Raw genomic sequence first — 25,058 nt, 5'->3', positions numbered from 1 at the left:
GTCAGGCTCCGTTCGATGCGGCGCGCCGCAGCTGCGCCAGCGGCGGCCATGGATTGTCGGACGGCGCACCCGTGCCGTGGCGCGGGTTGAGGTACTCGCCGCCCTTGGCGACGATATCCTCGACACTGCGGATCTCGGCCTCGTAGCCGCCAAGCCTGACATAGTCGTCACGGCGCAAGGTGAACTCGATCGGCGCCACCAGCGCCGGCGTTGGCACATAGCCGAAGGCACCTTCAGGCACCCGGGTGACATCGACCATCAGCGTGATGCCGCCGCCCGGCCAGACATAGACCGGCGCGCCGCCGACCGTCACGTAAGTCTTCAGGCCTTGCACCGAGCGGGTGAGATTGACCGGGTTTTCGGTGACGCCGGCGCGCAGTGAGCCGCCGGCACCGCCGATGAACAGCACGGTGCACAGCGCCGGCTCGCAATTGTCCTCGATCAGATTGACCGACTTCTGCAACCGCTCAGGAAACGGCTTCTGCACCGGCTTCAATTCGTCGTCGAGCTCGTAATAGGCGAACTGCTCGCCGGTGGTCGAAACCATCAACAGCGACAGGCCCGGCCGCGCGCCCTTCTTGGCGTTCCACTCACCGAGGATCGACAGCGGGTCGGAAATCGAGGTGCCGCCCCAGCCGAGGCCGGGCTCGGAGACCTTGAAATAGCGGCCCGGCGTCGAACGGCGTCCGACGATTTTGATGCCCGTGTCCTGCCAGCCCAGCACCTTGCCGGCCTGGTGCTCGGAGACAACGCCGGTGATGTGGTCGTCGACCACCACCACCTCGTCGACCAGCCCGCGCCATTGCGTGGCGAACATGCCGATGGTGGCCGAGCCGCAGCCGACGCGCATGCGGTGTTCTTGCTTGCCGTCGATGACAGGCGGTTTGCCGGCTTCCACGATGATGGTGGCGCCGCCGTCGATGGTCAGTTCCACCGGCTTGCGGTTGCACAGATTGAGCAGCGCGTCGCAGGTTGCCCGGCCTTCCGCCTTGGAGCCGCCGGTCAGATGGTGCACGCCGCCCAGCGACAGCATCTGCGAGCCATATTCGCCCGTCGTGACATGGCCGATCGCCTCGCCTTGCGAGCGCACGATTGCCGTTTCGGGTCCGATATGACGGTCGGTGTCGATCTTCACCTTGACGCCGCAATACGAAAAAATGCCTTCGGTGACGACGGTGACGAGATCGACGCCTTCGACTTGCTGGCTGACGATGAACGGCGCCGGCTTGTAGTCGGGATAGGTGGTGCCCGCGCCGATTGCCGTGACGAAGCGGCGGCCGGTGTTGACCAGTTCGCCGTCCCATGCCTCGCCTTCGGCGACGAAGGGCACGATTGTCCCGCCGGTCTCGGCAGCATGGTCGAGAATGGTCAGCGGGTCCATGCGCACGATCCGGCCGCCGGCATTGCCGTAGCGGTCGCAGGCGCCGGTGCGACCATCGGCTATGTAGCACATGACCGGGCAGGCATCGCAGCGGATCTTCTCCGCCACCAGCTTCTCGCCGGGATCATGGGTCTCAAAACGCTCGGCAAGCTCACTCATGCGCGTGCCTCCTTTTCGCGGATGCCATCCTTTTCACGGATGCCAGCGCGGATGCGCGTCGGCGTCGCCGGAACCTTGGTGACCAGCACGCCGGTGGCATGGCGGATGGCGTTGAGGATCGCGGGTGCCGTCGGGATCAGCACATGCTCGCCCAGGCCCTTGGCGCCGAACGGCCCTTCGGGATCGGGAACCTCGACCAGGATGGTTTCGATCGGCGGCACGTCGCCGATGGTCGGGATGAGATAGTCGTGCAGATTCTCGGTGCGGCCGGGAATGTACTCTTCCATCAGCGCCATGCCGATGCCTTGCGCGATGCCGCCCTCGATCTGGCCCTCGGCCAGCAGCGGGTTGATCGCCTTGCCGACATCATGCGCGGCGGTGATCTTGATCAGCTTGACCGTGCCGAGTTTGAGATCGACCTCCAGTTCGGCGATCTGCGCGCCATAGCCATAGACGGCATAGGGCTTGCCCTGGCCCTTGGCATCGAGCGGCAGTGTCGGCGGGTCGTAGGTCTCCTCGGCGCGGAAGACGAAGCCCTCGGCATCCATGTCGAGCGAGGCGAGATCGATGCGGCGCGCGGCTTCGCCTTCGCGGATGACGATCGCCGCACCGTCCAGTTGCAGGCTTGCCTTCTCGGAGACATTGGCAAAGCGCAGGATCTTTTCCCGCAGGGCCCGCCCGGCCTTCTCGGCGGCCTTGCCGGTCACGAAAGTCTGGCGCGAGGCAGAGGTCTTGCCCGCGTCGGGGCTGATTGCCGTATCGGCGCTTTTCAGCCGGAACCTTTCCAGCGGCAGGCCAAGCGCGTCGGCACAGATCTGCGCGATGACGGTGTTGGAACCCTGGCCGATGTCGACGGCGCCCTGGTGCAGGATGACGGTACCGTCAGCCGCGATGCCGACCCGGATGGTCGACGGATTGGGCAGCGAGGTGTTGCCGCAGCCATACCAGCAGGACGCCACGCCGACGCCGCGCTTTTTATCGCCACTGGCATTGTTGAAAGCATCCGCGTCGGCTTCCGCCCGCGCCCAATGTGGCCGCAAGGCCTCGAGACATTCGGCAATGCCGACGCCGGATTCCAGCTTCTGGCCGGTGACTGTTTCGGATCCGTTCCGAAGGCAGTTTCTCAGGCGGAAATCGAGGCGGTCGATGCCGAGCTTGCCGGCCAGCTCATCGTAAAGCGTCTCCTGCATGATCGTCGCCTGCGGCACGCCGAAGCCGCGGAAGGCGCCGGAGATCGGGCCATGGGTGTGGATGGCGCGGCCCTCGGCGCGGTAGTTCGGCGTCGCGTAGGGGCCGGAAGCATGCACCGGCACGCGGTTGGCGACGGTCGGCCCCCAGCTGGCATAGGCGCCGGTGTTGAAATCGCCTGAAAAGATCATGCCGGTGACATGGCCGTCGGCATCGGCGCCGATGGTCGCCTTCATCTCTGCGGGGTGGCGCTTGGTGGTCGACATCATCGATTCGTTGCGCGTGTAGGCCAAGGCGGCCGGACGCCCGGTCTTCAGCGCCACGAGGCCGATCAGCGGCTGCAGCGAAACGTCGAGTTTCGAGCCGAAGCCGCCGCCGGTCGCGGTCGGCACGATGCGCACCTTGTCGACAGCCAGGCCAAGCACCTTCGCCGTGTCGTCGCGGTCCATATAGGGCGCCTGGGTGCAGGCGACGACGACCAGCGTGTCGGCGTCCATATAGGCATGGCCGGCCTCGGGCTCGATATAGGCGTGCTCGACATAGGAGGTGTCGATCGCACCGGTCACGGTCACAGCGGCGCCGGCAAGCGCCGCCTCGGGATCGCCGCGCTCGACGAAGCCGGAGGTCAAGAGGTTCGAAGGGCGGTTCCGATGGATCAGCGCAGCACCCTCAGCCTGTGCTTCGCTGGGCTGCAGGACATGCGGCAGCTCGGTCCAGCGGATTGGGAAATCCGACAGGTCCAGATCGAAAATTGCCTCGCGCTCGCCGGCGACCAGCGCCACCGCCTCGCCGCGAAGCCGCGCAAACCCTTCGGCGAGCGCCGGCTGGTCGGCAAACGGGCCGATGACGCCGAAACAGTTCTTGCCCGGAATGTCGGCCGCCGTGAAGACACCAACGATGCCGGGGGTCTTCCTTGCCCAGCCGTCGAGGTCGCCAAAGGCGAAGCCGGCGTGATAATGCGGCGAGCGGACCACCAGCACAGCAAGCGCATCGGCCGGGAAGGAATCGCCGCCGAATTTCTCGGCCCCGGTCACCTTTGGCACACCGTCCAGCCTGACGGGCGACGCGCCGATCGCATGGCCGGACTGGGGCAGGCGGAAATCGAGGCTTGCCACTTGCGAGGAGGCGTCCATCACCGCCGCGATGATCTTCCGGTAGCCGGTGCAGCGGCACAGAATCCCGCCCAGCGCATCCTGCACCTCGATTTCGGTTGGTCTCGGCGTCGTGTCCAACAGTGCTGTCGCCGCCACCAGCAGCGCCGGCGTGCAGATGCCGCATTGTGCCGCGCCATGGGCCAGGAAAGAAGCCTGCAGCGCTGACAACAGGCCGTTGGCCAGCCCCTCGACCGTCGTCACCGATGCGCCCGCGGCCGAAGCCGCCGGCATCAGGCAGGCGCAGACGGGATCGCCGTCGACCAGCACCGTGCAGGCGCCGCAATCGCCGGCATCGCAGCCGACCTTGGTGCCGGTGAGCCGCAATTCGTCGCGCAGGACCTGGGACAGCCGGCGCAGCGGCGGCACGTTGACCGAGACGGCGGCGCCATTGACCGCGAAGGCGATGTCGGCGCGCTCGAGGCCGGGCTGGACTATGCCCAAATCCGGCCGACCTTCATCCACTTCGGGCAGAACCTGGTTCATGTCAGGCTGAGCTTGTCTCATGCCGCCGCCACCATATGATCGTTCATCGGCCCAGCGGCCGTCAGCACGGCCCGGGCAACAATCTCGCGCACCGCGTCGAGCCTGTACTCGGCGCTGCCGCGCACATCGGCGATCGGCGACAGTTCCGTTATCGGCGCGGACTGGATGGCGCCGGCGAGCCCGCCATCCCCAGGCAATCCGAGCAACGCCGCCTCGACGCCGGCAAGCCGCCTGGCGACAGCCGAGCAGGACCCGACGGCAATGGCCGCTTCGGCAACCCTGCCGTTCGCCACGACCAGGCGCGCCGCTACCATGGCGATGGAGATGACGAGGTAGCGCCGCGCGCCGAGCTTGACGAAAGCCGATGCACCGGCGGCGGCCAGCTTCGGCACGCGAATGGCGGTCACCATTTCGCCAGGCCGCAGGGCCGTGCGGCGATTGCCGAGAATGAAATCCGGCAAGGGCAGATGCCGCGTCGCTCTCGCCGAGCGCAGTTCGACCTCGGCATCGAGCGCGAGCAGGCCCGGCACGCCATCGGCGGCCGGCGAGGCGTTGCAGAGATTGCCGGCCACCGAGGCGACGTTCTGGATCTGCGGCGAACCGACCTCGCGCGCGGCCTGTTTCAGCGCATCGAAAGCCGGCGGCAAGGGGTGACGGATGAGGTCGGTCCAGGTCGTGCGCGCGCCGATGACAAAGTGGTCATCCGTCTCGGCAATACCGCGCAAAGCAGCGAGGCCATTGATGTCGAGGACATTGTCGCGGAACGGCTTCGCGCCCTGCGCCGGATAGAAATCCGTGCCGCCGGCAAGAATGCGCCAGGCGCCCTCGCCAAGCAAAGCGAGCGCCTCGTCGACCGTGGTGGGTTTCGCGTAACGGATCACGCTTTGCCTTCCCAGAGAGTGGGCCTTCCCCGAAAAGGCCCTCCCAGGGCGTTTACCCCAGGCATGATCTTGCCGGTCCGCAAACCGGAAATTCATTCGTATGCAAATGATATCAAGCCGGTGGAAATTGTCAAAGCCAGAGTTTGGGCCGCCGTGCTTGCCAGGGTGCATGCAACGAGATTGTTACGCCTTCGGAGGTTGACGCGGCCGGCCATCTGGTCAAGTTTCTGCCTCCGGTCGCGTCAGCGGCACCTTTCCACTGGAGCCTGAGCCCAACGCAGAGAAGAAGGAGGCCCAATGGCCGACCAAGCGCTTGTTGTGATCGACCTGCAGAACGACTTTTGCCCGGGCGGCGCGTTGGCCGTGACCGGCGGCGACGAGATCGTGCCGCTGGTCAATGACATGATCCGGCACGCCGACCATGTCGTGCTGACGCAGGACTGGCATCCCGCCGGGCATTCGAGCTTCGCCTCCAGCCATCCGGGCGCGCAGCCCTTCACCATGATCGAAATGCCCTACGGCCAGCAGACGCTGTGGCCGGATCATTGCATCCAGGGCAGCCTCGGCTCGGACTTCCATTCCGGCCTTGCCTGGACCAAGGCCGAACTCGTCATCCGCAAGGGGTTTCGCCCGGCAATCGACAGCTATTCGGCCTTTTTCGAGAACGACCACACGACGCCGACCGGCCTCGGAGGCTACCTCAAGGAGCGCGGTATCGACACCGTCACCCTGGTCGGGCTGGCGACGGATTTCTGCGTCGGCTTTTCGGCGCTGGATGCCGTCAGCCAGGGTTTCAAGACCACCGTCCGGCTTGACGCCTGCCGCGGCATCGATCTCAATGGCTCGCTCGATGCCATGCTGCGGCGCATGCGCGATGCCGGCGTGACGCTCGAAGACCATTTGTCGGACTGAACGGAAGGTGGGGCGGCAGGGGAAGTTATCGCGGGTCGGTACAGGCGTGATGGCGGGCGCGGCCCTTGCCGTCGCCATGCTGTTGCCGGACGCCGCCGTCGCGGCGGAGGAACACACGCTGCCCGGCGCCTCGATGTCGCTGTGGTGGGCGCTGCCCTTTGCCGGCCTGCTGCTGTCGATCGCCACCGGTCCGCTGCTGTTCCACCATGTCTGGGAGCATCATTACGGCAAGATCGCGGCCCTGTGGGCGGCGCTGGTCGTCGTGCCGCTGGCGCTCGCCTTCGGCATCCCTTCGGCGACCGAGGCGGTGCTGCACGCGCTGCTCACCGAATACATGTCCTTCATCATTCTGCTGTTCGCGCTGTTCACCATTTCGGGTGGCATCCTGGTCGCCGGCAACATCCACGGCACGCCGCTGGTCAATGTCGGGCTGCTGCTGGTCGGCGCGCTGCTCGCCTCGGTCATCGGCACGACGGGCGCCTCGATGATCCTGATCCGGCCGATCATCCGCGCCAACGACGCCAGGCCATTCAACGCCCATGTCATCGTCTTCTTCATCTTCCTGGTCTCCAACATTGGCGGCTCGCTGACGCCGCTCGGTGATCCCCCGCTGTTCGTTGGCTTCCTGCGCGGGGTCGACTTCTTCTGGACGACCGCCAACCTTTGGCGCGAGACGCTGTTTGTCGGCGGCTTGGTGCTGGCGGTGTTCCTGGCGATCGACATCATCCTGCACCGGCGCGAGGCCGGCGAGCCGAAGATCAAGGATCCGACGCCGGATTCGAAGGTTCGCATCCGCGGCCTGCCCAACATTCCGCTGCTCGCCGGCGTCATCGGCGCCATCCTGCTGTCGGCCACATGGAAGCCTGATGTCACCTTGTCCATTCAAGGCGTGACGCTGGAACTGCAGAACCTGGTGCGCGACGCCGTCATCCTGGCGCTTGCCTTCGTGTCACTGGCGGTTTCGCGCAAGGAATACCGCAAGGCGAACGGCTTCAACTGGGGCCCGATCGCCGAAGTGGCAAAATTGTTTGCCGGCATCTTCATCTGCATCGTGCCGGTCGTCGCCATCCTGAGGGCCGGTCACGAGGGCGCGCTGGCGCCGCTGGTCGCGCTCGTCACTTCGGCGCAAGGCACGCCCAACGATCTCGCCTATTTCTGGCTGACCGGGGCGCTGTCGTCCTTCCTCGACAATGCGCCGACCTATCTGGTGTTCTTCGAACTGGCGGGCGGCGATCCACACCACCTGATGACCGAATTCGCCTCGACGCTTGCCGCGATCTCGGCGGGAGCGGTGTTCATGGGGGCCAACACCTATATCGGCAATGCGCCCAACTTTATGGTCTATGCCATTGCCAGGCATCGCGGCGTCAAGATGCCCGGCTTCTTCGGCTACATGCTGTGGTCCGGGCTGGTGCTGATCCCGACCTTCTTGATCGCCGGCTTCCTGTTCTTCGGCTGATCAACCAACGCCCACATACCGCCGCACCGCCGACGGATCCGCGCGCAATTCCTCGACATCCACCGTCTCGCGGTTACGGCCGTTCTCGATGAACGAGACGCGGTCGGCGACCGACAGCACCGCATCGACCCGCTGTTCCACCAGGATGGTCGAAACGTGCATCTCGCGCAGCTTCGATACCGTCTCGCGGATCTTGGCGATCATCGACGGCATCAGCCCCTCCGTCGGCTCGTCGAGCAACAGCACCTGCGGTTCGAGGCAGAGTGCGCGCGCCATCGCCAGCATCTGCTGCTCACCGCCCGACAAGGTGCCCGAGCGCTGCCGCAGCCGCTGGCGCAGCAGCGGGAAGAGGTCGAGCACGCTCTCTCGTGTCGCCTTGCCCTTGCCGCGCGCCATCAGCCCGATCTCGATGTTTTCCGCCACCGTCATCTCGGCGAACAGCCGCCTGCCTTGCGGCACATAGGCGACTCCGGCCTTCGGCACTTCGTGCGCCGGCAGGCCGGTCAATTCCCGGCCGGCGAGTTTGATCGAGCCGGCGCTTGAAGGAAGCAGGCCCATGATCGCCTTCAGCGTCGTCGTCTTGCCGGCGCCATTGCGGCCGAACAGGCACAGCACCTCGCCCTTGTTCAGCACGAGGTCGAGGCCGTAGAGCACTTGGACTTCGCCATAGAAACAGTCCAGTCCCGCGATCCGCAACGCTTCCGTCTTGCTCCTCTCAATCATGGGGCGGTCCCCAGATAGGCTTCCTGCACCGCCGCGTTTTCGCGGATCGCCTCCGGCGTGCCTTCCGCCAGGATCTTGCCGGCGTTGAAGACGGTGATGCGGTCGGCCAACTGCATGACGACGGGCATATTGTGTTCGATCAGCAGCACCGTGGCGCTGCTGGCGATGTCGCGCACCAGCACGATGAAATTGTCGATCTCGCTGTCGGCCAGCCCCTGCGTCGGCTCGTCGAGGATCAGCAGGCGCGGCTTCAGCGCCAGGCCCATCGCCACCTCCAGCAGGCGCTGGTGGCCATAGGACAATTGCCCGGCCGGCATATGGGCGCGGTCGGCCAGCCCGGTACGTTCCAGCGCCGTCATGACAGCGGCCTGTATCGCGCTCTTGGAAGGCCCGTGCCGCAGCGTCAGTTGCACGGGCAGCGCGACATTGGCGTAAACAGACAGGTTGGCATAGATGCTGGTAATCTGGAACGTGTAGGCGATGCCTTGGCGCACCCTGACATAGGCCGGTAGGCTGGTGATGTCGGTGCCATCGAAGACGATCGCTCCCGAAGACGGCTGGATGCGGCCGCTGACCATGCTGACGAAGGTGGTCTTCCCCGCCCCGTTGGGGCCGATGACGGCGCGGATCTCTCCGGGCATCAAGGTGAAGTCGACGCTGTCGACGGCGCGCAGGCCGCCGAAATTGCGGGACAGGCCCTTGGTGGCCAAAAGCGGCGTCATGGCAGCCACCCGAGCCAGCGCTGGCGGATGCTGCCGAGAATGCCTTTGGGAAAGAACAGCACCAAAAGGATGAGCGCGATGCCGACGATCAGCAGATAGGCCGAGGTGTAGCCGCTGGTGACGTCGATGACATAGTACATGAAGACCGTGCCGATCAGCGGCCCGAGCGTCGTGGCCGCACCGCCGAGCAGCACCCATAGCAGCGGCAGGATCGAATACTGCACCGACGCGAAGCTCGAGCCGACATAGCCAAACAGCACTGCGTAGGCGGCGCCCGACGCCGCGCAGATCGTGCCGGAGGCGACCACGGCGATGAGCTTGTTGGAAAAGGTATCGTAGCCCAGCATCTTCGTGCGCTCCTCATTCTCGCGGATGGCGACCAGCACGCGGCCATACCGGGAGCGGACGACAGCCAGCGTGACCAGAAGCACGAGCGCGAACAGCACAAGCGCGCTCATGTATCGCACGGTCGGGTTCGTGAGGTCGAGCGAGGTCGCGCCGAGATTGAGGACGCGCGCCGGCTGCGGCACGACCTGGCCCTGGTCACCGCCGGTCCATGCCGCGAAGTAGAGGATCAGGAGATAAAACACCTGGGCGAACATCATGGTGACGATCATGAAAGCGACACCCGTGGTGCGCAGCGCCAGAAGGCCGATCACCAGTGCCAGCACCGCGCCGCAGGCAATCCCGCCGAGCAAGGCCAGTGGCACGCTCCAGCCGAGCTGGATGACGGCAAGGCCGGCGCCGTAAAGCCCGGCGCCGAAGAACATGGCATGGCCGAGGCTGAGCAGGCCGACATAGCCGAACAGAATGTTGTAGCCCATGGCGAACACCGCCAGCACCATGATGCGGGCGAGCAGGCCGTGATAGTAGTCCGGCAGCATGAAGCTCAGCACGAAGAGCAGCGCGATGACGCCGAGATGCACCGCATAGGCTTTTGCCGGCGAAGCCTCGCTCATCGCGATGCCGTCCCGAACAGGCCTTGCGGCCGGAACACCAGCACCATGGCGACCAGCAGCGTGGCGATGATCTTGGCCAAGGTCGGCGAGAAGAACATCGAGATGATGCCGTCGGAAAGGCCGATCAGCACGGCGGCGACGACGGTGCCGCGCAGCGAGCCGAGGCCGCCGATGATGACGACGATGAAGGACAAGAGCAGCGGATCCTGCCCCATCAGGTAATGCGCCTGGCTGATCGGCACGATCAGCACCGCGGCAATCGCCGCCAGCATGGCGCCGAGCGCGAAGACGCCGCCATAGACGCGGTCGACCGGAATGCCGAAGGCCTGCGCCGTCTCGCTGTCATACTGCGTGGCGCGCATGATCAGGCCGATCCTGGTCCGGGTCAGCACCAGCCATGTCGCGATCAAGAGAAGCGCGGAGGCGGCAATGATCGACAGCTTGTAGCCGGAATAGCCGAACCACGGCAAAAGGATGCGGTAGCTGAAGGGCGGCTCGACGGGCCGCGCCTCGGGACCATAGAAGCTCAGCGCCAGTTGCTGGATGATGTAGAGCATGCCGATGGTGGCGACGATGGTGGCTTCCGGATTATAGTTGAGCCGGCGCAGCACCAGTCGCTCGGCCACCAGCGCAATGGCGCCGACGATCAGCGGCGCGATCACCAGCGCCGCCAGGAAGCCGAGCGCCGGATGGCCCGACACCGCCGTCGAGATCGCCCAGGCGAGCACGGCGCCAAGCATGAAGAACTCGCCATGCGCGACATTGACCACCCGCATGACGCCGAACACCAGCGACAGCCCGAGCGCCGTCAGCGCCAGCACGGCTGATGTGACGAGGCCTTCGAGCGCGGCAAGGAGAAGGTGAGGACCGAAGTGCATCGGCTAAGAGCCCAAGGCAGATGCGAAGGGCCTACCCCTTGAGGGGGGTGAGGAGTGATCCGCGGAGCGGACGGAAAGCCAATTGCCTGGCTTTCCGAACGAGGAACGCCCGGAGCGACAGCGAAGGGTCGGGTCCGGCAGGGCAGAGGGGGGTGGCCTAGCGCTCACGCTGCTAAGCTAAAGCGCCTGCGCCGTGTAATCCCCTTCCGGCTCGTAAAGCCCGTCCTCGATCTTGGTCTTATGCACCACCTTCAGCTTGCCGCCTTCGACCTTGGAGATATTCTGGATGCCGAAGCACTGATGGATCTTGCCGTTGAAGGTCTTTGGCCCCTGCGGATGCTCCGGACCTTCGGCGAAGGCGGTCAGCGCCTCGGTCGCCTCGACCAGCTTGGCGCGGTCTTCCGGGCCCTTGTAGCCGGCGTCTTCCATCGCCTTCTTGACGACATAGAGGGTTTCCCAGCAGCCGAACATGTGCGACGCGGTGGAGACGTCCTTTGGATCGCCTACGGCCGCACCATTGTCGTCGATGCCGACGGCGGCGCGATAGGCTTTTTGCGCGGCGCTGTCATCGGCCTGCGCATAGCGCGGCGAACCCTCCCAGAAATGGCTGCCGTCCAGAAATTCGAGCCCGGGGCTGTTGATGTCGGTGGCTTCCAGCGAATCCATGAAGCCGAACAGCTGCGGCCGGTTGGAGCCGTAGAACTCGCCGAGCTCCTTGACGAAGGTGAGCACCGCCGGGCCGACCATGACGTGGTAGATCACCTCGGTCTCGGGCGGGATCTGCGGAAAATATTTGGTGAAGGAGGATTCCGTCGGCGGGATGGCGATCTGCGCGATGACCTCGGCGCCCTGCGCCTTCAGCGCCGGCGGCAGGTAGTCGCGGTGGTCGTAGCCGAAGGCGAAATCCGGGAAGATCTGTGTGACCTTCTTGCCGGCATTGGCCGCGATCCACGGCGCCATCGACTGGATCTGGCTCTTCACGTCGGTGATGCCGGGCTGGAAGACATAGCGGTTGAGCTTGGTCGAGGCGACATGGTGGCCTTCGCTGACGACGAAATAGGGCATCTTGTTTTCGCCGGCGGCTGGCGCCGAGCCGATGACGACATGCGAGAACAGCGTGCCGAAGACGATGTCGGTCTTGTGCTGGGTGGCGAACTTGCCGACCACTTCGGCGCCGCGGCCGGGATCGGTGCCGTCATCCTCGATGATGACCTCGATCTGGCGGCCATTGATGCCGCCGGCGGCGTTGATCGCCTTGACCGCGGCGGCGGTGGTCTTTTCGTACCAGCGCCCATAGGCGGCGCCGATGCCGGTGCGGTGCGACTGGAAGCCGATCTTGATCGGCGCCGAGCTCTGCGCCTGGGAATAGCGGACGAAACCGGGCGCCACGGCGAGGCCGGCGCCCGCGGCAAGGCCCTTCAGGGCTGTGCGGCGGGTGAGGGTCGTCTTGGAGAGGTCGAAAAATCCGTTCTTGTCAGCCATGTTCGTTCCCCTGTTTTTTCAGTCTTGACCAACGATAGTGCGGGTTCGGCATCCTCGCTCAGAGGATGCGGAAAATTGCATGTGTACAAACTAAATCACCAAAGCCCTGATGTGGCAAGCGAGCTTTCCCCAACGACATCCGGGCCGCCCTTTTTTCATCCAACCGTTGGCGTGGCAAGCAGCCAGAGGCCGAAGACCGTGTAGGCGATCATCAGCAGGGTGAGCGGAAACTGGCTGAGCGCGGCGCGGCCAGGCTGCGGATGCAGGCGCCAGGCAAAGCCGTGCGCGACGAGAACGGCGAGCACATGGCCAAGGATGATGGCGCCGGCCTGGATGTTCCACAGCCACCAGGCCGACTCCGCCCCGGCGACGATGCCGGCCTCGACCTGAAGGTCGGCGGTGCCGAACAGGTTCCAGCCCAGCGCGAACGGGTCGGACAGCGAGGCCAGTGCATACTGGCCGTCGACCAGCAGCGCCGTCAGATAGTGCGCGACGTGGTAGGCGAGCGCGATCGACACGATCGACCACACCAGCAGTCCCGCGGCCTGGCCAAGCGGCGGACCGCCGCCGGCCAGGCGCTGGCCGAGCCAGACGGCGAGAAGGAACACCGCTGTCAGCATCGCGAATGTCAGAACGAGCCCAAGGCTGCTGCTGCCGATCACGGCAGTGCGGCCGGGGAATTCGAGCGGATTGACGCCGAACAGACCCAGCCAGAAGAAGGTTTTCGACAGGCCGTCGAAGGAGACCGAGGACAGGGCCAGCAGCAGGAAGGCGATGCCGCTGGGCGGCAATGGCTCTGCCGCCAGCAGCTTGGCGGCCGGCCAGCACAGCGCAAGCCGGCCATTCTCGTCGCGCTCGGCCGGCGCGAAACGCGCCACCATCGAGAAGAAGATCGTCAGAAACTCGCCACTGCGGCTCCAACCGCGATAGCCGAACGCCAGCATGGCAAGAAAGGTGAGCAGCCAGTACAGGCCGGCGGCGCAGGCGAGTCGTGCCGGGTCGTCAGGCGCCGGATCGACGAGTTCGAACCAGGCAAAGGCGAGGAACAGGATGACAGCCGGCCAGCAGCCGAGCCAGCCGGGGAGGCGCCATGGTGCCTCGTCGCCTGTGCCGACCAGGCGCGAGACGAGGCGCCACGGTCCAACCCAAGGGTTCAGCCATGACCAGAGATCGCCGAAGACGCCTTGCAGCAGCGTGATGCCGGCCCACAGCAGTGTCCAGATCACCAGCGGCAGTGGGTTGGAGAGCGGGTCGCGGCTGCCGAAAAGCCCGGCGGCGACGAGAATTGCAAAGCCGGCAAAGGATATCAGGCTGATGGCGGTGCGGGCGCTGTCGCCGAGGGTGAACAGCGGCAGGCGCCTGCGGCAGAAACGGTCGAGGGCGGCCGCGGGCAGCAGCGCCAGCACGAGGAAGCTGACGGCCACGGCGAATGCGCCGCCGATCAGATAGTAGCCGGTCGGCAACAGCAGGACGTGGCCGCGATCGGAGGCGTGGGCGAAGGCGGGGGTGGGAAGCGCTAGCGGAGCGACGAGGCATGGGAGCGCAACTCTCGCAAGAAAGCACTCTTCGGCGCCCCCCTCAGAGGGGGGCGTGAAGGAACTCGAACTATCCATGAGTCCGATCTCTCTTCACACCTTGACCAGTTGCTCCACCCGGTCCTTCTCGCCGAAAATCCTGAGATACCGCTGAATTTCTTTCTCGTCTCCCGTCGCCTTGGCCGGGTTGTCGGACAGCTTCACCGCCGGCCTGCCATTGGCTTCCGTTACCTTGCAGACCAGCGATATGGCGTCGAGGCTGTTGGTTTCCGTCGGCGCGCAGCCTTCGAAATCATTGGTCAAATTGGTGCCCCAGCCGAACGACATGCGCACCTTGCCCCTGAAATGGCGGTAGGTCTCCTCGATGGTTTCGACCTCGAGCCCGTCGGAGAAGATCAGCAGCTTCTGCTTCGGGTCCTTGCCCTTCTCGCGCCACCAGGACAGGATTTTCTCGCCGCCCTCGATCGGCGGCGCGCTGTCGGGGCGAAAGCCGGTCCAGTCGGCCACCCAGTCCGGCGCGTCGCGCAGGAAGGAGGCCGTGCCGAAAGCGTCGGGCAGTACGATCAAAAGGTTGCCGCCATAGTAGCGCTGCCAGTCCTGCAGCACCTTGTAGGGGGTCTGTTTCAGCTCCTTTTCCGAATTGGCAAGGGCTGCAAACACCATCGGCAGTTCGTGCGCATTGGTGCCGAGCGCTTCGAGGTCGTTGTCCATGGCCAAAAGCACGTTGGAGGTGCCGGTGAAGGCCTCGCCAATGCCTTCCTTCAGCGCCTCGACGCACCAGCGCTGCCACAGGAAGGAATGCCGCCGGCGTGTGCCGAAGTCGGAAATGCGGATGCCGGGAAGCGCCTTCAGCCGCTCGGTCTTGGCCCACATCTTGGCCTTGGCGCGGGCATAGAGCACATCGAGCGCAAACGGGCCGAAGGCCCGCATGGCCGCGCGGGAACGGAGCTCGTTGATGATCGCCAGCGCCGGGATTTCCCACAGCGTGGTGTACATCCACGGGCCGCCGAAGGAGAGCTCGTACTGGCCGTCGCGTTTGGACAGCTCGTAGTCCGGCAGCCTGAAGCCTTCCAGCCAGGCCAGGAACTCCGGTTCGAAGATCTGCTTGCGGCCATAGAAATTGTTGCCGCCGAGCCAGATCATCTCTTTCTTGGAGAAGCGCAAGGTGCGGGCATGGTCGAGCTGTTCGCGCAATTCGCCTTCATCGATCTCGTCGGCCAGCCGCACCGAAGTGGTGCGGTTGATCAGCGAGAAGGTGGTGTCGACCTTGGGGTACATGCCCCAGATCATCTGCAGCATCAAAAGCTTGTAGAAATCCGTGTCGAGCAGGCTGCGCACGATCGGGTCGAGCTTCCAGGTGTGGTTATAGACACGCCGCGCAATATCGGTCTTTGCCATGCTTGCTGCCGCCTTCGCTGCCTGCCATCCACAATCGCGACAGGCCTCATAGCATCGAATTGGCCAGAGCGCTGCCCGCTTTCAGGCTGGCCCGACAAAAAGAACAGCCTGCGCATGGCCTTGAGCAGTCGCTCTCAGCCGGCCGTCTTCGCGCCGATGACCTTGAGTTGCGGACGCTTGCGGCGGCTGATGATACGGCCGGCGACCGGAGCGTCGGCACGGCCGTCATCTTCGGCCTTCTCGGCGAACAGCCAGTCGATGAACACCTGCACGATCGGCGTCGTGCGCATTTCGTTGCGGCAGACAACGTAGAAATCGTCGACCGCCGGCACCGAAAGGCTGAACGGCGCGACCAGCATGCCCCTGGCCAGCAGCGCGCTTGCCGTCACCGAATCGCCGAGCGCCACGCCATGGCCGTGCACCGCCGCCTCGGTCGCCATGCGCGCATCGCCCAGATGATGGCGGCGGCCGCGCTCCAGGTCCAGCGCATCGGCGGCCGCCAGCCAGGTGTGCCATTCGCGGCCGTCATCGCCATGCAGGAAGACATGGTCGGCCAGGTCCCTGACGCTGCGGATCGGCCGGTTGTTGATCAAGGTCGGGCTGACCACGGGAAACAGTTCCAGCCCCGACCATTTGCGCATCCAGCAATCGGCCCAGCTGCCATCGCCATAGTGCACGCAGACATCGATGTGCGGCGCGCGGATATCCCTGGGGTCGTTGGACGGGATCAGCGTCAGCTGTATGTCGGGATATTGCGCGGTGAAGCTGCCGAGCCTCGGCGTCATCCACAAAAGCAGCAATGCCGGCACGCAGGACACCGACAGCGCGCCGCTGCTGGCCGGCCGCGTCAGCCGCTGCGTGGCGGCGGCGATGCCGTCGAAGGCCGTCGATACCGCCGGCAACAGCTCCGCGCCATGCGGCGTCAGCCTGACGCGCTGGCCGACGCGCTCGAACAGCTTGACGCCGAGCGAATGCTCCAGCGCCTTGATCTGGTGGCTGACGGCGCCATGCGTGACATTCAGCTCACTCGCCGCCTTGGTCAGCGAGCCATGGCGCGCGGTTGCCTCGAAGGCGCGCAGCGGGTTCAGGGGTGGCAGGCGCTTGACCATGGATGCCCGACTTCTTTGTGAGATTTTCTCACAGAAAACACCCTAACAATATCAATTGCTTTTTCAATCGGGCTGCCGGACACTTCGGCTCGAAATAACACCAAGACGTGAAATCTGCAGACAGCCAGCGGGACAGCGACCCGGCCGGATGACGGTCAGTTCGTTTGAGATCGCCGACGGCCGCGCTGCATCAGCCCAGGAGGAGCGGATATGGGTTACGATCGCGGCAAGCTCGACGCGTTGCGCCGCAAATATGGCGAGAGCCATGGCGGCGAGATGTTCGACCCGAAATTCCGCAAGGTCGCCGACAAGATCTTCTCCAAGAGCGGCACAAGACTGGCACCCTATTCCGGCATCCCGACCTTCCTCGCCGCGCCCTATCGCGAAATCGCTGCAGAGAACCCGGATTTCGGCGACCTGCAGGTGGCCATCATCGGCGTGCCGATGGATCTGGGCGTCACCAACCGGCCGGGCTCGCGCTTCGGGCCGAGGGCGCTGCGCGCCATCGAGCGCATCGGCCCCTACAATCATGTGCTGGAATGCGCGCCGACGCACGAGCTTCGCGTCGCCGATATCGGCGACACGCCGTTCCGCAGCCGCTACCGGCTGGAGACCAGCCATGAGGATATCGAGCGCCGCACCAACCAGATCGTCGATGCCGGCGTGCTTCCCCTGTCTGTTGGCGGCGACCATTCGATCAGCCACCCGATCCTGAAGGCCGTCGGCAAGAAGGCCCCGGTCGGCCTCATCCACATCGACGCCCATTGCGACACCAGCGGCCTGTTCGACATGACCAAGTTCCACCATGGCGGGCCGTTCCGCAACGCGGTGCTCGACGGCGTGCTGGACCCGACGCGCACCATCCAGATCGGCATTCGCGGCTCGGCCGAATATCTGTGGGAGTTCACCTATGAGTCCGGGATGACCGTGGTGCACGCCGAGGAGGTGACCGGTCTCGGCATCCCAGCCATCATCGAGAAGGCGCGCAAGATCGTCGGCGACGGGCCGACCTATGTCTCCTTCGACATCGACAGCGTCGATCCGGCTTTCGCGCCCGGCACCGGCACGCCGGAAGTCGGCGGGCTGACGACGCGCGAAGTGCTCGAGCTGCTGCGCGGTCTCAAGGGTCTCAACATCGTCGGCGGCGACGTCGTCGAGGTGGCGCCGCAATATGACGCCACCACCAACACCGCGCATGCCGGCGCCCAGGTGCTGTTCGAGATCCTGAGCCTGATGGTGTTCAGCCCGGCCATCACGGGCAAGGGCACCTGACACCTGAAACGAAAGGCGGCCGCCGCGCTGGAGCCGGCAGCCGCCTCAAACAATCAAAGCTTCCAGAAGGGGAATAAAAATGACAATCCACTCGACACTGAAATCATCCATTGCCGCCGTCCTGGTGCTCGGGGCCGGCCTCGGCATCGCCACCCAGGCCGCCAATGCCGATGCTCTCGCTGACATCACCAAGGCCGGCACCATCAATGTCGGCGTCTTCGCCGACTTCCCACCCTTCTCCTCGGCCAGCGCCGATATGAGCCTCAAGGGCTACGACATGGACGTCGCGCAATACATCGCTGACACGCTCAAGGTGAAGCTCAACCCGGTCGCCGTCACCGGCCAGAACCGCATCCCCTATCTCAACGACCATCGCGTCGACATACTGATGAGCGTCGGCTACTCGAAGGAGCGCGAGCAGGTCATCGACTTCGCCGCCGCCTACGCGCCCTATTACATCGCGGTGATCGGCCCGGCGGCGATGTCGGTCAAAGGCAAGGAAGACCTTGCCGACAAGTCGATCGCCGTCAATCGCGGCACGCTTGAGGACACCTCGCTGACCGAGGCCGCGCCGGCCTCGGCCGACATCAAGCGCTTCGACAACTACAATTCGGTCATCCAGGCCTTCATCTCCGGGCAGACCCAGCTGATGGTCGTCGGCAACGATGTCGGCGCCCAGGTGCTGGCCAAGCAGGATGCGCTGAAGCCGGAGCAGAAGTTCCAGCTGCTGACCTCGCCCTCGCATATCGGCCTCAACAAGAACGAGGACGGCTTGAAGAAGGCGGTCAACGACGCCATCGCCAAGATGCTGGCCGACGGCAAGCTGGACGAAAGCTCGAAAGCCTGGCTGAAGACGCCGCTCAATCCCGACAACCTCAAGGATTGAGCCCCCGTGGCCTTTGCCTGGCTCCCGGGTGCTTTAGGCGACATCGCGCACGGCGCGGCCACGACGATCCTGCTGATCGCCGTGACCACACTGGCGGGGACGCTGCTCAGCATCCTGGGCGCCGCCGGACGGCGAAACGGCCCCGCGCTGCTGCGTCACGCCATCGCCTGGTATGTCGAAGTGATGCGCAACACGCCGTTCCTGGTGCAGCTGTTCTTCATCTTCTTCGGCCTGCCCAGCCTCGGCATCAGGCTCGACCCGATCCTGGCCGCCATGCTGGCGATGACGCTCAACATGGCGGCCTATACGATCGAGATCGTCGGCGCCGGGCTTGATGCCGTGCCGGGCGGGCAGACGGAAGCCGCCCTGGCTTTGGGGCTCAGGCCCCGCCAGGTGTTCATCAAGATCGTGCTGCCGCAAGCCCTCAAGATCATTTATCCGGCGCTCACCAGCCAGATTGTCATCATGATGCTGGAATCGGCCGTTGTGTCGCAGATCGCGGTGCGCGAGCTGACCTATGAGGCCGACATGCTGCAGGCGCGCACCTTCCGGTCCTTCGAGACCTATTTCGTCGTGACGCTGGTCTACCTCGCAATGTCGATGGCCTTGCGCCGGCTTCTGGTCACCGGCGGCCGCCGCGCGCTCGGAGCGGGCGTATCATGATCGAGTTCACTTTCTGGGACATCGTGCGCAACCTTCTGTTGGCCACACGCTGGACGGTGCTGCTGTCGCTGGCCGCTTTTGTCGGCGGCGCGCTGGTCGGCATGGCGGTGCTGTTCTTCCGGATCTCCAAGCATAAATGGAGGCGGCGCCTTGCCTCGGGCTACATCGCCCTGTTCCAGGGCACGCCGCTGTTGATGCAGCTGTTCCTGATGTTCTTCGGTCTGCCGATGCTCGGCCTGCGCATCGAGCCCTGGACCGCGGCGGTGCTCGGCCTGACCTTCTTCGCCAGCGCCTATCTCGCCGAGATCTGGCGCTCCGGCGTCGATGCCTTGCCGCGCGGCCAGTGGGACGCCGGCGCCAGCCTCGGCCTGCACTATCTGCAGGAGCTCAGGCTGATCATCCTGCCGCAGGCATTCTCGATCACCCGCGCGCCGACGGTCGGCTTCCTGGTGCAGCTGATCAAGTCGACCGCGCTGACCTCGATCATCGGCTTCGAGGAACTGGTGCGGACCTCCAACGCCATCAACAACGCCACCTTCGAGCCGTTCAAGGTCTATGGGCTGGTGGCGCTGATCTTCTTCCTCATGTGCTTCCCGCTGACGCAATATGCCCGTTCGCTCGAAAAGCGCGCGGCGGTCCGCTAGGTCCAGGCGGAATAACCGAGATGGAGTGGACAACGGGCTTGTCCGCTTCTCGCGATCAGCAGGGACAAGCCGCTATCCCACTCGCTATTTCAGAGGCAGGAAGAGTTCGACGACCACTTCGTGCAGCGGGCCCTCCGCGAGGCGGGACAGCCAGCGCTGGCAATAGACCGGAAAGTCCCGCACTTCCTCGCCGCTGGCCGGAAGCCATTCACGATAAAGGTAGAGTGCTGCGGGTTCGAGATTGTTGGTGTTGCCGGGGTAGCGCAGCACCGCGCAGCGTCCGCCGGGGATCACGCCGGCCTTCATCTGCCCGTCCTTCTCATCGATCGGCCGATCGGTCCCGACACAAATGTCCATGCTGTAGTCGGCCGCGATCGCGGGCTCCCTTTCGGAACGGAAGACGTTGAAGGTCGGGCTTGTCTCGGGCGACAAGCCCGCGGCCTTGCGCCAGGCGATGAACCGCTGGATGGTGTCCTGGAGTGTCGCCCGGTCGCCGCGATGCTCCATGATCGCCACCGGTGTGGGCGGTACATCGCGGATCGTCACGTCGTCGTGGTCAAAGATGATCTGCATGAGCGTGTTCCTTGCTTTGTCGAAAGGCCCGAAGGCCATGAGCCACGCCCCCCAGTCGGGAGATTTCCGAAACGACGAAGGCGACTGTCCGAACCGTTGCCGAAAGGCGCGGGCGAAGGCATCCGGTGCGTCGTACCCGGCATCCATCGCTATATCGGTGACGCTTTGGGCATCGCTCGCCGCAAGCCTGTGCGAAGCGCGCTTCATGCGGGCGAGTTGGACGTAGCGATGCACGGACAGCCCGAAGGTGGCCATGAATTGCCGGTGGAAATGGAATTTCGAGAACGCCGCGACGCCGCTCAACGCTTCCAGGCCCAGATCGCCGTCCAGATGCTGGTCTATGTGGTCCAGCACCCGCTGCATCCGGGCATGATAGTTTTCAACGGACGCCTTCACCGTCTCTTCCTCCGTGGCAGCACCAGATAGGCGCTACCAGATATGTCACGCTCGACCGATCTTGCGCTTTGGCCTGGTCGGTTTCCCTGTCTTCACCACGCAACCCTGATTTGCGGTAGGCCGTGCCGCGCTTCAAGGTGAGCGCAACGGCTTCGGGAGGGAGGGGCTCTGGCGATGCAGGCGAAATATCGTGTCGCTCCCGCGGGCCTCTTTGCCTTTTGGATGACACAGCCGGCCGCGGCAACCTCCCAGGAACCCGATCGCGTCAGCATAGCGGCCGACGGCAAGAACGTGCCGGCGACGCTGGACGCAATGCTGTTCAAACCGCGGGGCAAGGGCCGTTTCCGGCGGTCGTGGCCATGCATGGCTGCAGCGGCCTGTGGAGCAGCAAGAACGGCACGGAGTTCAGCCCGCGCCATGCCGATTGGGGCCGGCGCCTGGCCGCTCTCGGCAGGCTACGGCGAAGTCGCCGAGCCTGACCGCTGCGCCCTTTTCCTGGAATTGCTCTAGAACGCTACTTTGAGGCCGAGCTTGGCGCCGAGCGTTGAACTGTCGGTGGACCACTTTCCCCGCACTTCGCCGTTCAGTGTCGTGGCTTCCGTCATCTTCAGGTTGAAGCCGGTCGACAGCGCGGCCGAAAAGTCGGCGTCATCGAAGGTTACCTTTCTTGTGTCGATTTCCGTGGTGTTCTTCGCCCCAAACCGTTGCTGCAGTTCCAACCGCGCGTAGGGGCTGAAGACCATGGCGTTTTCCAGCTTGAAATCACCATAGATGCCGGGCGCAAACTGCACGGCACCGAAGGAAATCCTGCTCTGGCCAAATTCGTTGCCGCCGCTGTCCGTATACGAATCCCCCTTGAAGGTGACGCCGAGCAGTCCACCGCGAAGGTCGAACCGTGTGCGGTCCCCGAGCCTGAAGATGTGGCCGACCGACCCCGTGACGGCGTAACCTTGCGTATCGTAGCTGCCGGTCGTGTCGAGCACGCCGTTACTCACATCCGTGTTGCCGATAAACGCCGACGCCGACACCAGCGCGTAGTTGTAGTCCTGGCGGAACAGCGCATAGCCGCCGAACATGCCGCTGCGGTTCCTGCCGCCGCCAATGTCGACAAAGCCCTGGAACGGATCGAGCCCGACATCGGTGGAGGCGTAGCCGGCGAAAAGGCCGAGGTTGAGCCCGTATTTGGTATCGAAGCCGAAATGCTTCGCCGCATTGAAATCCAGGCTGATGGCGGCCGAGAAATCGTCGGCGCCGAAAGTCGGGCCGACGCCGCTGAAGCCGCCGTCTGAAACATCGTAGCCATCATGCTCGGTATGCGCGAATTGGCCCGACGCGAACACGCCGAAGGACGGCGAGATCGCGATTCTCGCAGAGCCGTTGGCCAATGCCAGGTCCGCGTCCAGCGCATCCTTGTTGATGCCGTAGAGCGCGTCCACCGCAACGTCCACGATACTGGCGTTGACGGCGCTGTCGGGCGCCGTGGCGATGCCGAAACCGGCGGGCGTTGCCCGGATCAACAGGGAGCCGTCCGGCGCCTCCAGTACGGAATAGGTGAACAAGGCGCCGGGTGTTCCGGGGATGCCGGTTATGGTGAAGGTGCCCGTCACGGGGGCGCCCGTCGACACGATGATCGGAATGTCGGTCTGGCCGGTGAAATTCGGCGCTCCGATCAGATTGACGTTGACGACGTTTGCCCCGGTTGCCGCAAATGCCGCGGCGACCAGATGATCCGCCTGGCCCGTCTGTTGGTTTAGATCCAACGCGATTGTCGAGTTGTTGAGCGTGATGCCGCCCAATGTGAGGACATCACCCGCCGTGCCGTTCATCATGTTGATCGTCGCGTTCGTGGCGGTGATCGCGCCGGTCAAGGTAATGTTGCCGGGGGCATAAAGGGTCGAGCCGGGGCCGAGCAGCAGATTGTTGATCTGCTGCGTCGTGCCGGGTGCGAAGGCGAGTGTCGCGTTGCTTAACGCGACATGGTCGAAGCCAACGAAATTCTCGGTCTTGCTGCCGCCGGCGGCAAGGTCGACGTCGCTGATTTGGGCATTGGCGCCGATGCCGCTGAAGGTGACGCCGTTGGCGAGGTTCAAGGGATCGATCGCGCCGATATTGTCGATGACCAGCGTGTCTGCGCCGATGCCACTGACATTGCCGGTCACCGTGCCGCCATGCAGTTCGACGTGCTGCCCATTGATGCCGCCATTGACCGCGCCGCCGGTCAGCCCGACCGTCTCGGCGTCGACGTTGCCGTTGATCGTGCCGCCGGATATTGCGATGCTGTCGCCGTCGCCGCCATCGCCGGTGACATTGCCGTTGACGGTGCCGCCGGAAACAGTGACGGCATCGTTTCCGGCGCCGCCGCCGACATTGCCGTTAACCGTGCCACCGCTCATCTGGACGATGTCGGCGCCGTCGCCCAGGTCGATTCCCTTCGGCGCCGCAGCCGTGCCGATCGTGCCGCTCTTGAAGATGATCGTATCGTTTCCAGCGAGAACGGAGACGAAGCCGTTGACCCGGGCGCCGTCGATCGTGACCGTGTCGTTGCCGGCTTCAGCGTCGTTATCGTCTCCCAAAACATCGCCACCCACCATTGCGCCGTTCGTAAGGGATATGACGTCGTTTCCGGCGCCGCCGTTCACGTAGGTGGCAATGCCGCCGCCGCTGATATCCAGCGTATCGGTGCCGTCGCCGCCGCTGACGCCGCCGGCGAGCGTGCCGCCGGTCATGGTGAAGTTGTCGTCGCCGCCTTCGAGACCGACCGAATCGCTTCCTGTCCCGTCGTCGCCCGGATCCACGCCGATATGGGCAGTGCCGGAGATTGTCACCTTGTCGGCCTGGCTACCGGCAAAGATCGAACCGTCGATCGTGCCGCCGCTGACGTCATAGGTGTTGCCGCCTCCTTCGCCCAAAACCGAACCGGTGACGTGGCCCGCGCTCATATTGAAAATATCGGAACCGTCGGCGAGGTCGACATTGGCCCGCTCGGCGGTCGTCCCGACGGTGCCGCCATTGATATTGACGGTATCGTTGCCGGCGTTGCCGAATATATTGCCGTCAATGGCAGCGAGGCCGGTGACCGTGACCGTATCGTTGCCGTCGGCGCCGTCCACATTGCCGGCAACGGTGCCGCCGTCGACCTCGATGGTGTCGTTTCCGGCGCCGCCGTCCACGCCTGCGACATTGCCGCCGCCGATGCTGACGGTATCGTTGCCATCGCCGCCTGAGATGAGTCCGGTGGTTGGCGCGCTGAATACGGCGGTGCCGCCGGTGATCGCAACGCCAACCGATATCCTGTCCTGGCCCGCGCCACCGTCTACATCGCCGACCGTCGTACGGTCGCCGGTGATGGTTGCGGTGTCGGCCCCGTCCCCAAGCTCGATGTTGAGAATCCTGCCGCTCTCGATGGTGACCGAATCGTCGCCTGCGCCGGTGTCGAGATTGGCCTGGACGTCGGGTGCGAACGGATCCCCCAGGTAATCGCCGTCAGACATCAGAAACCGGTCGTTTCCGCCAAGCAGTTCGATGGTTCCGATCGTAGGCTCAAGAGAGGGTGTTACCGGTGTCGTTATCGGCGGAAGACCGCTGACGACCGGAGTCGAATCCGCGCTGTCGGTTATGATGCCGCCGAAAATATTCACGACGTCATCGCCGTTGCCGTCGTAGTCGTGGACGATGACGGTTGACGAACTGTTGTCCAGTCCGGTGTACCCGGTGAACCGGGTCGTGAACACGCCGTCGACGTCCTGAGAGTCTCCCGTCGTCCTGCACTCGACGGTGACCGACTTCGTGTCTATCGTGTTTACGGTTGCAACGCCTGAGCCGGTTGTTGTCGTGGTGCTGTCCGGGGTCGCGGTGCACGCCGCCGCGTCAGATACCTCGAAGACAAATGCCGCCGTCAGCGCCAGCAGCGAAACGCCGGCCAACTGACAAGCTCTGTTTGATATGCGCATTTCACCCCCGCCTGATGAAAATCGACATCAGTAACAATAGGCCGGTCAAAATCGCATCGGCGACCCGGCGCAAGCGGCGTAAGCGGCGTAACTGTACGCGGTGCGCTGATTTACGGCAATGAGTTGGCGCCGCGCCTTCGGCAATTGTCGGGCTATTGTTACCGCGAGGCCACTGCTCAAGACTTGAAGCGACTTTATTGGAGCGTCAACGCTCCGGAATATGATATCTAGAGCAATTCCGGGAAAAGTGC

Annotated in this window: 19 protein-coding genes; 6 read left to right on the top strand and 13 right to left on the bottom strand. The window is 64.6% G+C overall.

The window, feature by feature from the left end; genetic code table 11:
* Position 1: 1 nt before the first annotated feature.
* From CK227_RS13140 to CK227_RS13130, 3 genes are read right to left on the bottom strand one after another with little or no spacing between them, the layout of a single operon-like run.
* Positions 2-1,540, bottom strand: a complete 1,539-nt coding sequence (locus CK227_RS13140; RefSeq protein ID WP_095773235.1) for a 6-hydroxynicotinate reductase — start codon at positions 1,538-1,540, stop codon at positions 2-4.
* The gene (locus tag CK227_RS13135; RefSeq protein ID WP_095773234.1) at positions 1,537-4,365 is read right to left on the bottom strand and encodes a molybdopterin-dependent oxidoreductase; all 2,829 of its coding nucleotides are present in this window, start codon (positions 4,363-4,365) and stop codon (positions 1,537-1,539) included. The genes CK227_RS13140 and CK227_RS13135 overlap by 4 nt, the downstream gene beginning before the upstream one ends.
* Before the next feature lie 17 nt (positions 4,366-4,382).
* Entirely contained in the window at positions 4,383-5,246 is an 864-nt protein-coding gene (locus CK227_RS13130) for a xanthine dehydrogenase family protein subunit M (RefSeq protein ID WP_095773233.1), read from the bottom strand.
* 297 nt (positions 5,247-5,543) lie between these two features.
* Here CK227_RS13130 and pncA point away from each other — a divergent pair, with 297 nt between their 5' ends.
* A complete protein-coding gene (gene pncA / locus CK227_RS13125; RefSeq protein ID WP_095773232.1) occupies positions 5,544-6,158 on the top strand; it encodes a bifunctional nicotinamidase/pyrazinamidase in 615 nt (204 codons plus the stop codon).
* A 49-nt stretch (positions 6,159-6,207) separates the two neighbouring features.
* Positions 6,208-7,617, top strand: a complete 1,410-nt coding sequence (locus CK227_RS13120) for a sodium:proton antiporter (protein WP_095773231.1) — start codon at positions 6,208-6,210, stop codon at positions 7,615-7,617.
* On the opposite strand, the gene CK227_RS13115 is transcribed toward CK227_RS13120, so the two are convergent.
* The 8 genes from CK227_RS13115 to gcvA form a co-directional block, all read right to left on the bottom strand.
* Positions 7,618-8,340: an ABC transporter ATP-binding protein gene (locus CK227_RS13115; RefSeq protein ID WP_095773230.1), complete on the bottom strand. Its 723-nt coding sequence runs from the start codon at positions 8,338-8,340 to the stop codon at positions 7,618-7,620.
* Entirely contained in the window at positions 8,337-9,062 is a 726-nt protein-coding gene (locus CK227_RS13110; protein WP_095773229.1) for an ABC transporter ATP-binding protein, read from the bottom strand. Before CK227_RS13110 ends, CK227_RS13115 begins: the two co-directional genes overlap by 4 nt.
* A complete protein-coding gene (locus tag CK227_RS13105) occupies positions 9,059-10,021 on the bottom strand; it encodes a branched-chain amino acid ABC transporter permease (protein ID WP_095773228.1) in 963 nt (320 codons plus the stop codon). The genes CK227_RS13110 and CK227_RS13105 overlap by 4 nt, the downstream gene beginning before the upstream one ends.
* Positions 10,018-10,899, bottom strand: coding sequence for a branched-chain amino acid ABC transporter permease (locus tag CK227_RS13100; RefSeq protein WP_095773227.1), 882 nt, complete (start codon positions 10,897-10,899; stop codon positions 10,018-10,020). The genes CK227_RS13105 and CK227_RS13100 overlap by 4 nt, the downstream gene beginning before the upstream one ends.
* A gap of 177 nt (positions 10,900-11,076) precedes the next feature.
* Positions 11,077-12,381, bottom strand: coding sequence for an ABC transporter substrate-binding protein (locus tag CK227_RS13095; RefSeq protein WP_095773226.1), 1,305 nt, complete (start codon positions 12,379-12,381; stop codon positions 11,077-11,079).
* A gap of 155 nt (positions 12,382-12,536) precedes the next feature.
* Positions 12,537-13,994: a hypothetical protein gene (locus tag CK227_RS13090; protein ID WP_095773225.1), complete on the bottom strand. Its 1,458-nt coding sequence runs from the start codon at positions 13,992-13,994 to the stop codon at positions 12,537-12,539.
* A gap of 15 nt (positions 13,995-14,009) precedes the next feature.
* Complete coding sequence (gene pncB, locus CK227_RS13085) at positions 14,010-15,314, bottom strand: nicotinate phosphoribosyltransferase (RefSeq protein ID WP_095773224.1); 1,305 nt, start codon at positions 15,312-15,314, stop codon at positions 14,010-14,012.
* Positions 15,315-15,448: 134 nt separating this feature from the next.
* Entirely contained in the window at positions 15,449-16,423 is a 975-nt protein-coding gene (gcvA, locus tag CK227_RS13080; protein WP_095773223.1) for a transcriptional regulator GcvA, read from the bottom strand.
* Positions 16,424-16,633: 210 nt separating this feature from the next.
* On the opposite strand from gcvA, the gene speB reads away from it, so the two are divergent.
* The 4 genes from speB to CK227_RS13060 all read left to right on the top strand — a co-directional run bounded on the left by speB (position 16,634) and on the right by CK227_RS13060 (position 19,888).
* Positions 16,634-17,695, top strand: coding sequence for an agmatinase (speB, locus tag CK227_RS13075; protein ID WP_095773222.1), 1,062 nt, complete (start codon positions 16,634-16,636; stop codon positions 17,693-17,695).
* A gap of 79 nt (positions 17,696-17,774) precedes the next feature.
* On the top strand, positions 17,775-18,581 hold the full coding sequence (locus CK227_RS13070; RefSeq protein WP_095773221.1) for a transporter substrate-binding domain-containing protein: 807 nt from the start codon (positions 17,775-17,777) through the stop codon (positions 18,579-18,581).
* 6 nt (positions 18,582-18,587) lie between these two features.
* Complete coding sequence (locus CK227_RS13065; protein ID WP_095773220.1) at positions 18,588-19,244, top strand: amino acid ABC transporter permease; 657 nt, start codon at positions 18,588-18,590, stop codon at positions 19,242-19,244.
* On the top strand, positions 19,241-19,888 hold the full coding sequence (locus tag CK227_RS13060; protein ID WP_095773219.1) for an amino acid ABC transporter permease: 648 nt from the start codon (positions 19,241-19,243) through the stop codon (positions 19,886-19,888). The genes CK227_RS13065 and CK227_RS13060 overlap by 4 nt, the downstream gene beginning before the upstream one ends.
* Positions 19,889-19,972: 84 nt before the next feature.
* On the opposite strand, the gene CK227_RS13055 is transcribed toward CK227_RS13060, so the two are convergent.
* On the bottom strand, positions 19,973-20,857 hold the full coding sequence (locus CK227_RS13055) for an AraC family transcriptional regulator (RefSeq protein WP_095773218.1): 885 nt from the start codon (positions 20,855-20,857) through the stop codon (positions 19,973-19,975).
* Positions 20,858-21,363: 506 nt separating this feature from the next.
* Positions 21,364-24,780, bottom strand: a complete 3,417-nt coding sequence (locus tag CK227_RS13045; RefSeq protein WP_179296441.1) for an autotransporter — start codon at positions 24,778-24,780, stop codon at positions 21,364-21,366.
* Positions 24,781-25,058 lie beyond the last annotated feature (278 nt).

The organism is Mesorhizobium sp. WSM4308 (genome assembly GCF_002294905.1).
GTDB lineage: Bacteria > Pseudomonadota > Alphaproteobacteria > Rhizobiales > Rhizobiaceae > Mesorhizobium.
This window is presented reverse-complemented; position numbering and strand designations above follow the sequence as displayed.

Excerpts from the sequence above, each read along its gene's own strand:
- CK227_RS13070 (WP_095773221.1), top strand. The coding sequence starts at position 17,775 with ATGACAATCCACTCGACACTGAAATCATCCATTGCCGCCGTCCTGGTG.
- speB (WP_095773222.1), top strand. The coding sequence starts at position 16,634 with ATGGGTTACGATCGCGGCAAGCTCGACGCGTTGCGCCGCAAATATGGC.
- CK227_RS13100 (WP_095773227.1), bottom strand. The coding sequence starts at position 10,899 with ATGCACTTCGGTCCTCACCTTCTCCTTGCCGCGCTCGAAGGCCTCGTC.
- CK227_RS13120 (WP_095773231.1), top strand. The coding sequence starts at position 6,208 with ATGGCGGGCGCGGCCCTTGCCGTCGCCATGCTGTTGCCGGACGCCGCC.
- CK227_RS13060 (WP_095773219.1), top strand. The coding sequence starts at position 19,241 with ATGATCGAGTTCACTTTCTGGGACATCGTGCGCAACCTTCTGTTGGCC.
- pncA (WP_095773232.1), top strand. The coding sequence starts at position 5,544 with ATGGCCGACCAAGCGCTTGTTGTGATCGACCTGCAGAACGACTTTTGC.
- gcvA (WP_095773223.1), bottom strand. The coding sequence starts at position 16,423 with ATGGTCAAGCGCCTGCCACCCCTGAACCCGCTGCGCGCCTTCGAGGCA.
- CK227_RS13140 (WP_095773235.1), bottom strand. The coding sequence starts at position 1,540 with ATGAGTGAGCTTGCCGAGCGTTTTGAGACCCATGATCCCGGCGAGAAG.
- CK227_RS13115 (WP_095773230.1), bottom strand. The coding sequence starts at position 8,340 with ATGATTGAGAGGAGCAAGACGGAAGCGTTGCGGATCGCGGGACTGGAC.
- CK227_RS13110 (WP_095773229.1), bottom strand. The coding sequence starts at position 9,062 with ATGACGCCGCTTTTGGCCACCAAGGGCCTGTCCCGCAATTTCGGCGGC.
- CK227_RS13135 (WP_095773234.1), bottom strand. The coding sequence starts at position 4,365 with ATGAACCAGGTTCTGCCCGAAGTGGATGAAGGTCGGCCGGATTTGGGC.
- CK227_RS13095 (WP_095773226.1), bottom strand. The coding sequence starts at position 12,381 with ATGGCTGACAAGAACGGATTTTTCGACCTCTCCAAGACGACCCTCACC.
- pncB (WP_095773224.1), bottom strand. The coding sequence starts at position 15,314 with ATGGCAAAGACCGATATTGCGCGGCGTGTCTATAACCACACCTGGAAG.
- CK227_RS13090 (WP_095773225.1), bottom strand. The coding sequence starts at position 13,994 with ATGGATAGTTCGAGTTCCTTCACGCCCCCCTCTGAGGGGGGCGCCGAA.
- CK227_RS13105 (WP_095773228.1), bottom strand. The coding sequence starts at position 10,021 with ATGAGCGAGGCTTCGCCGGCAAAAGCCTATGCGGTGCATCTCGGCGTC.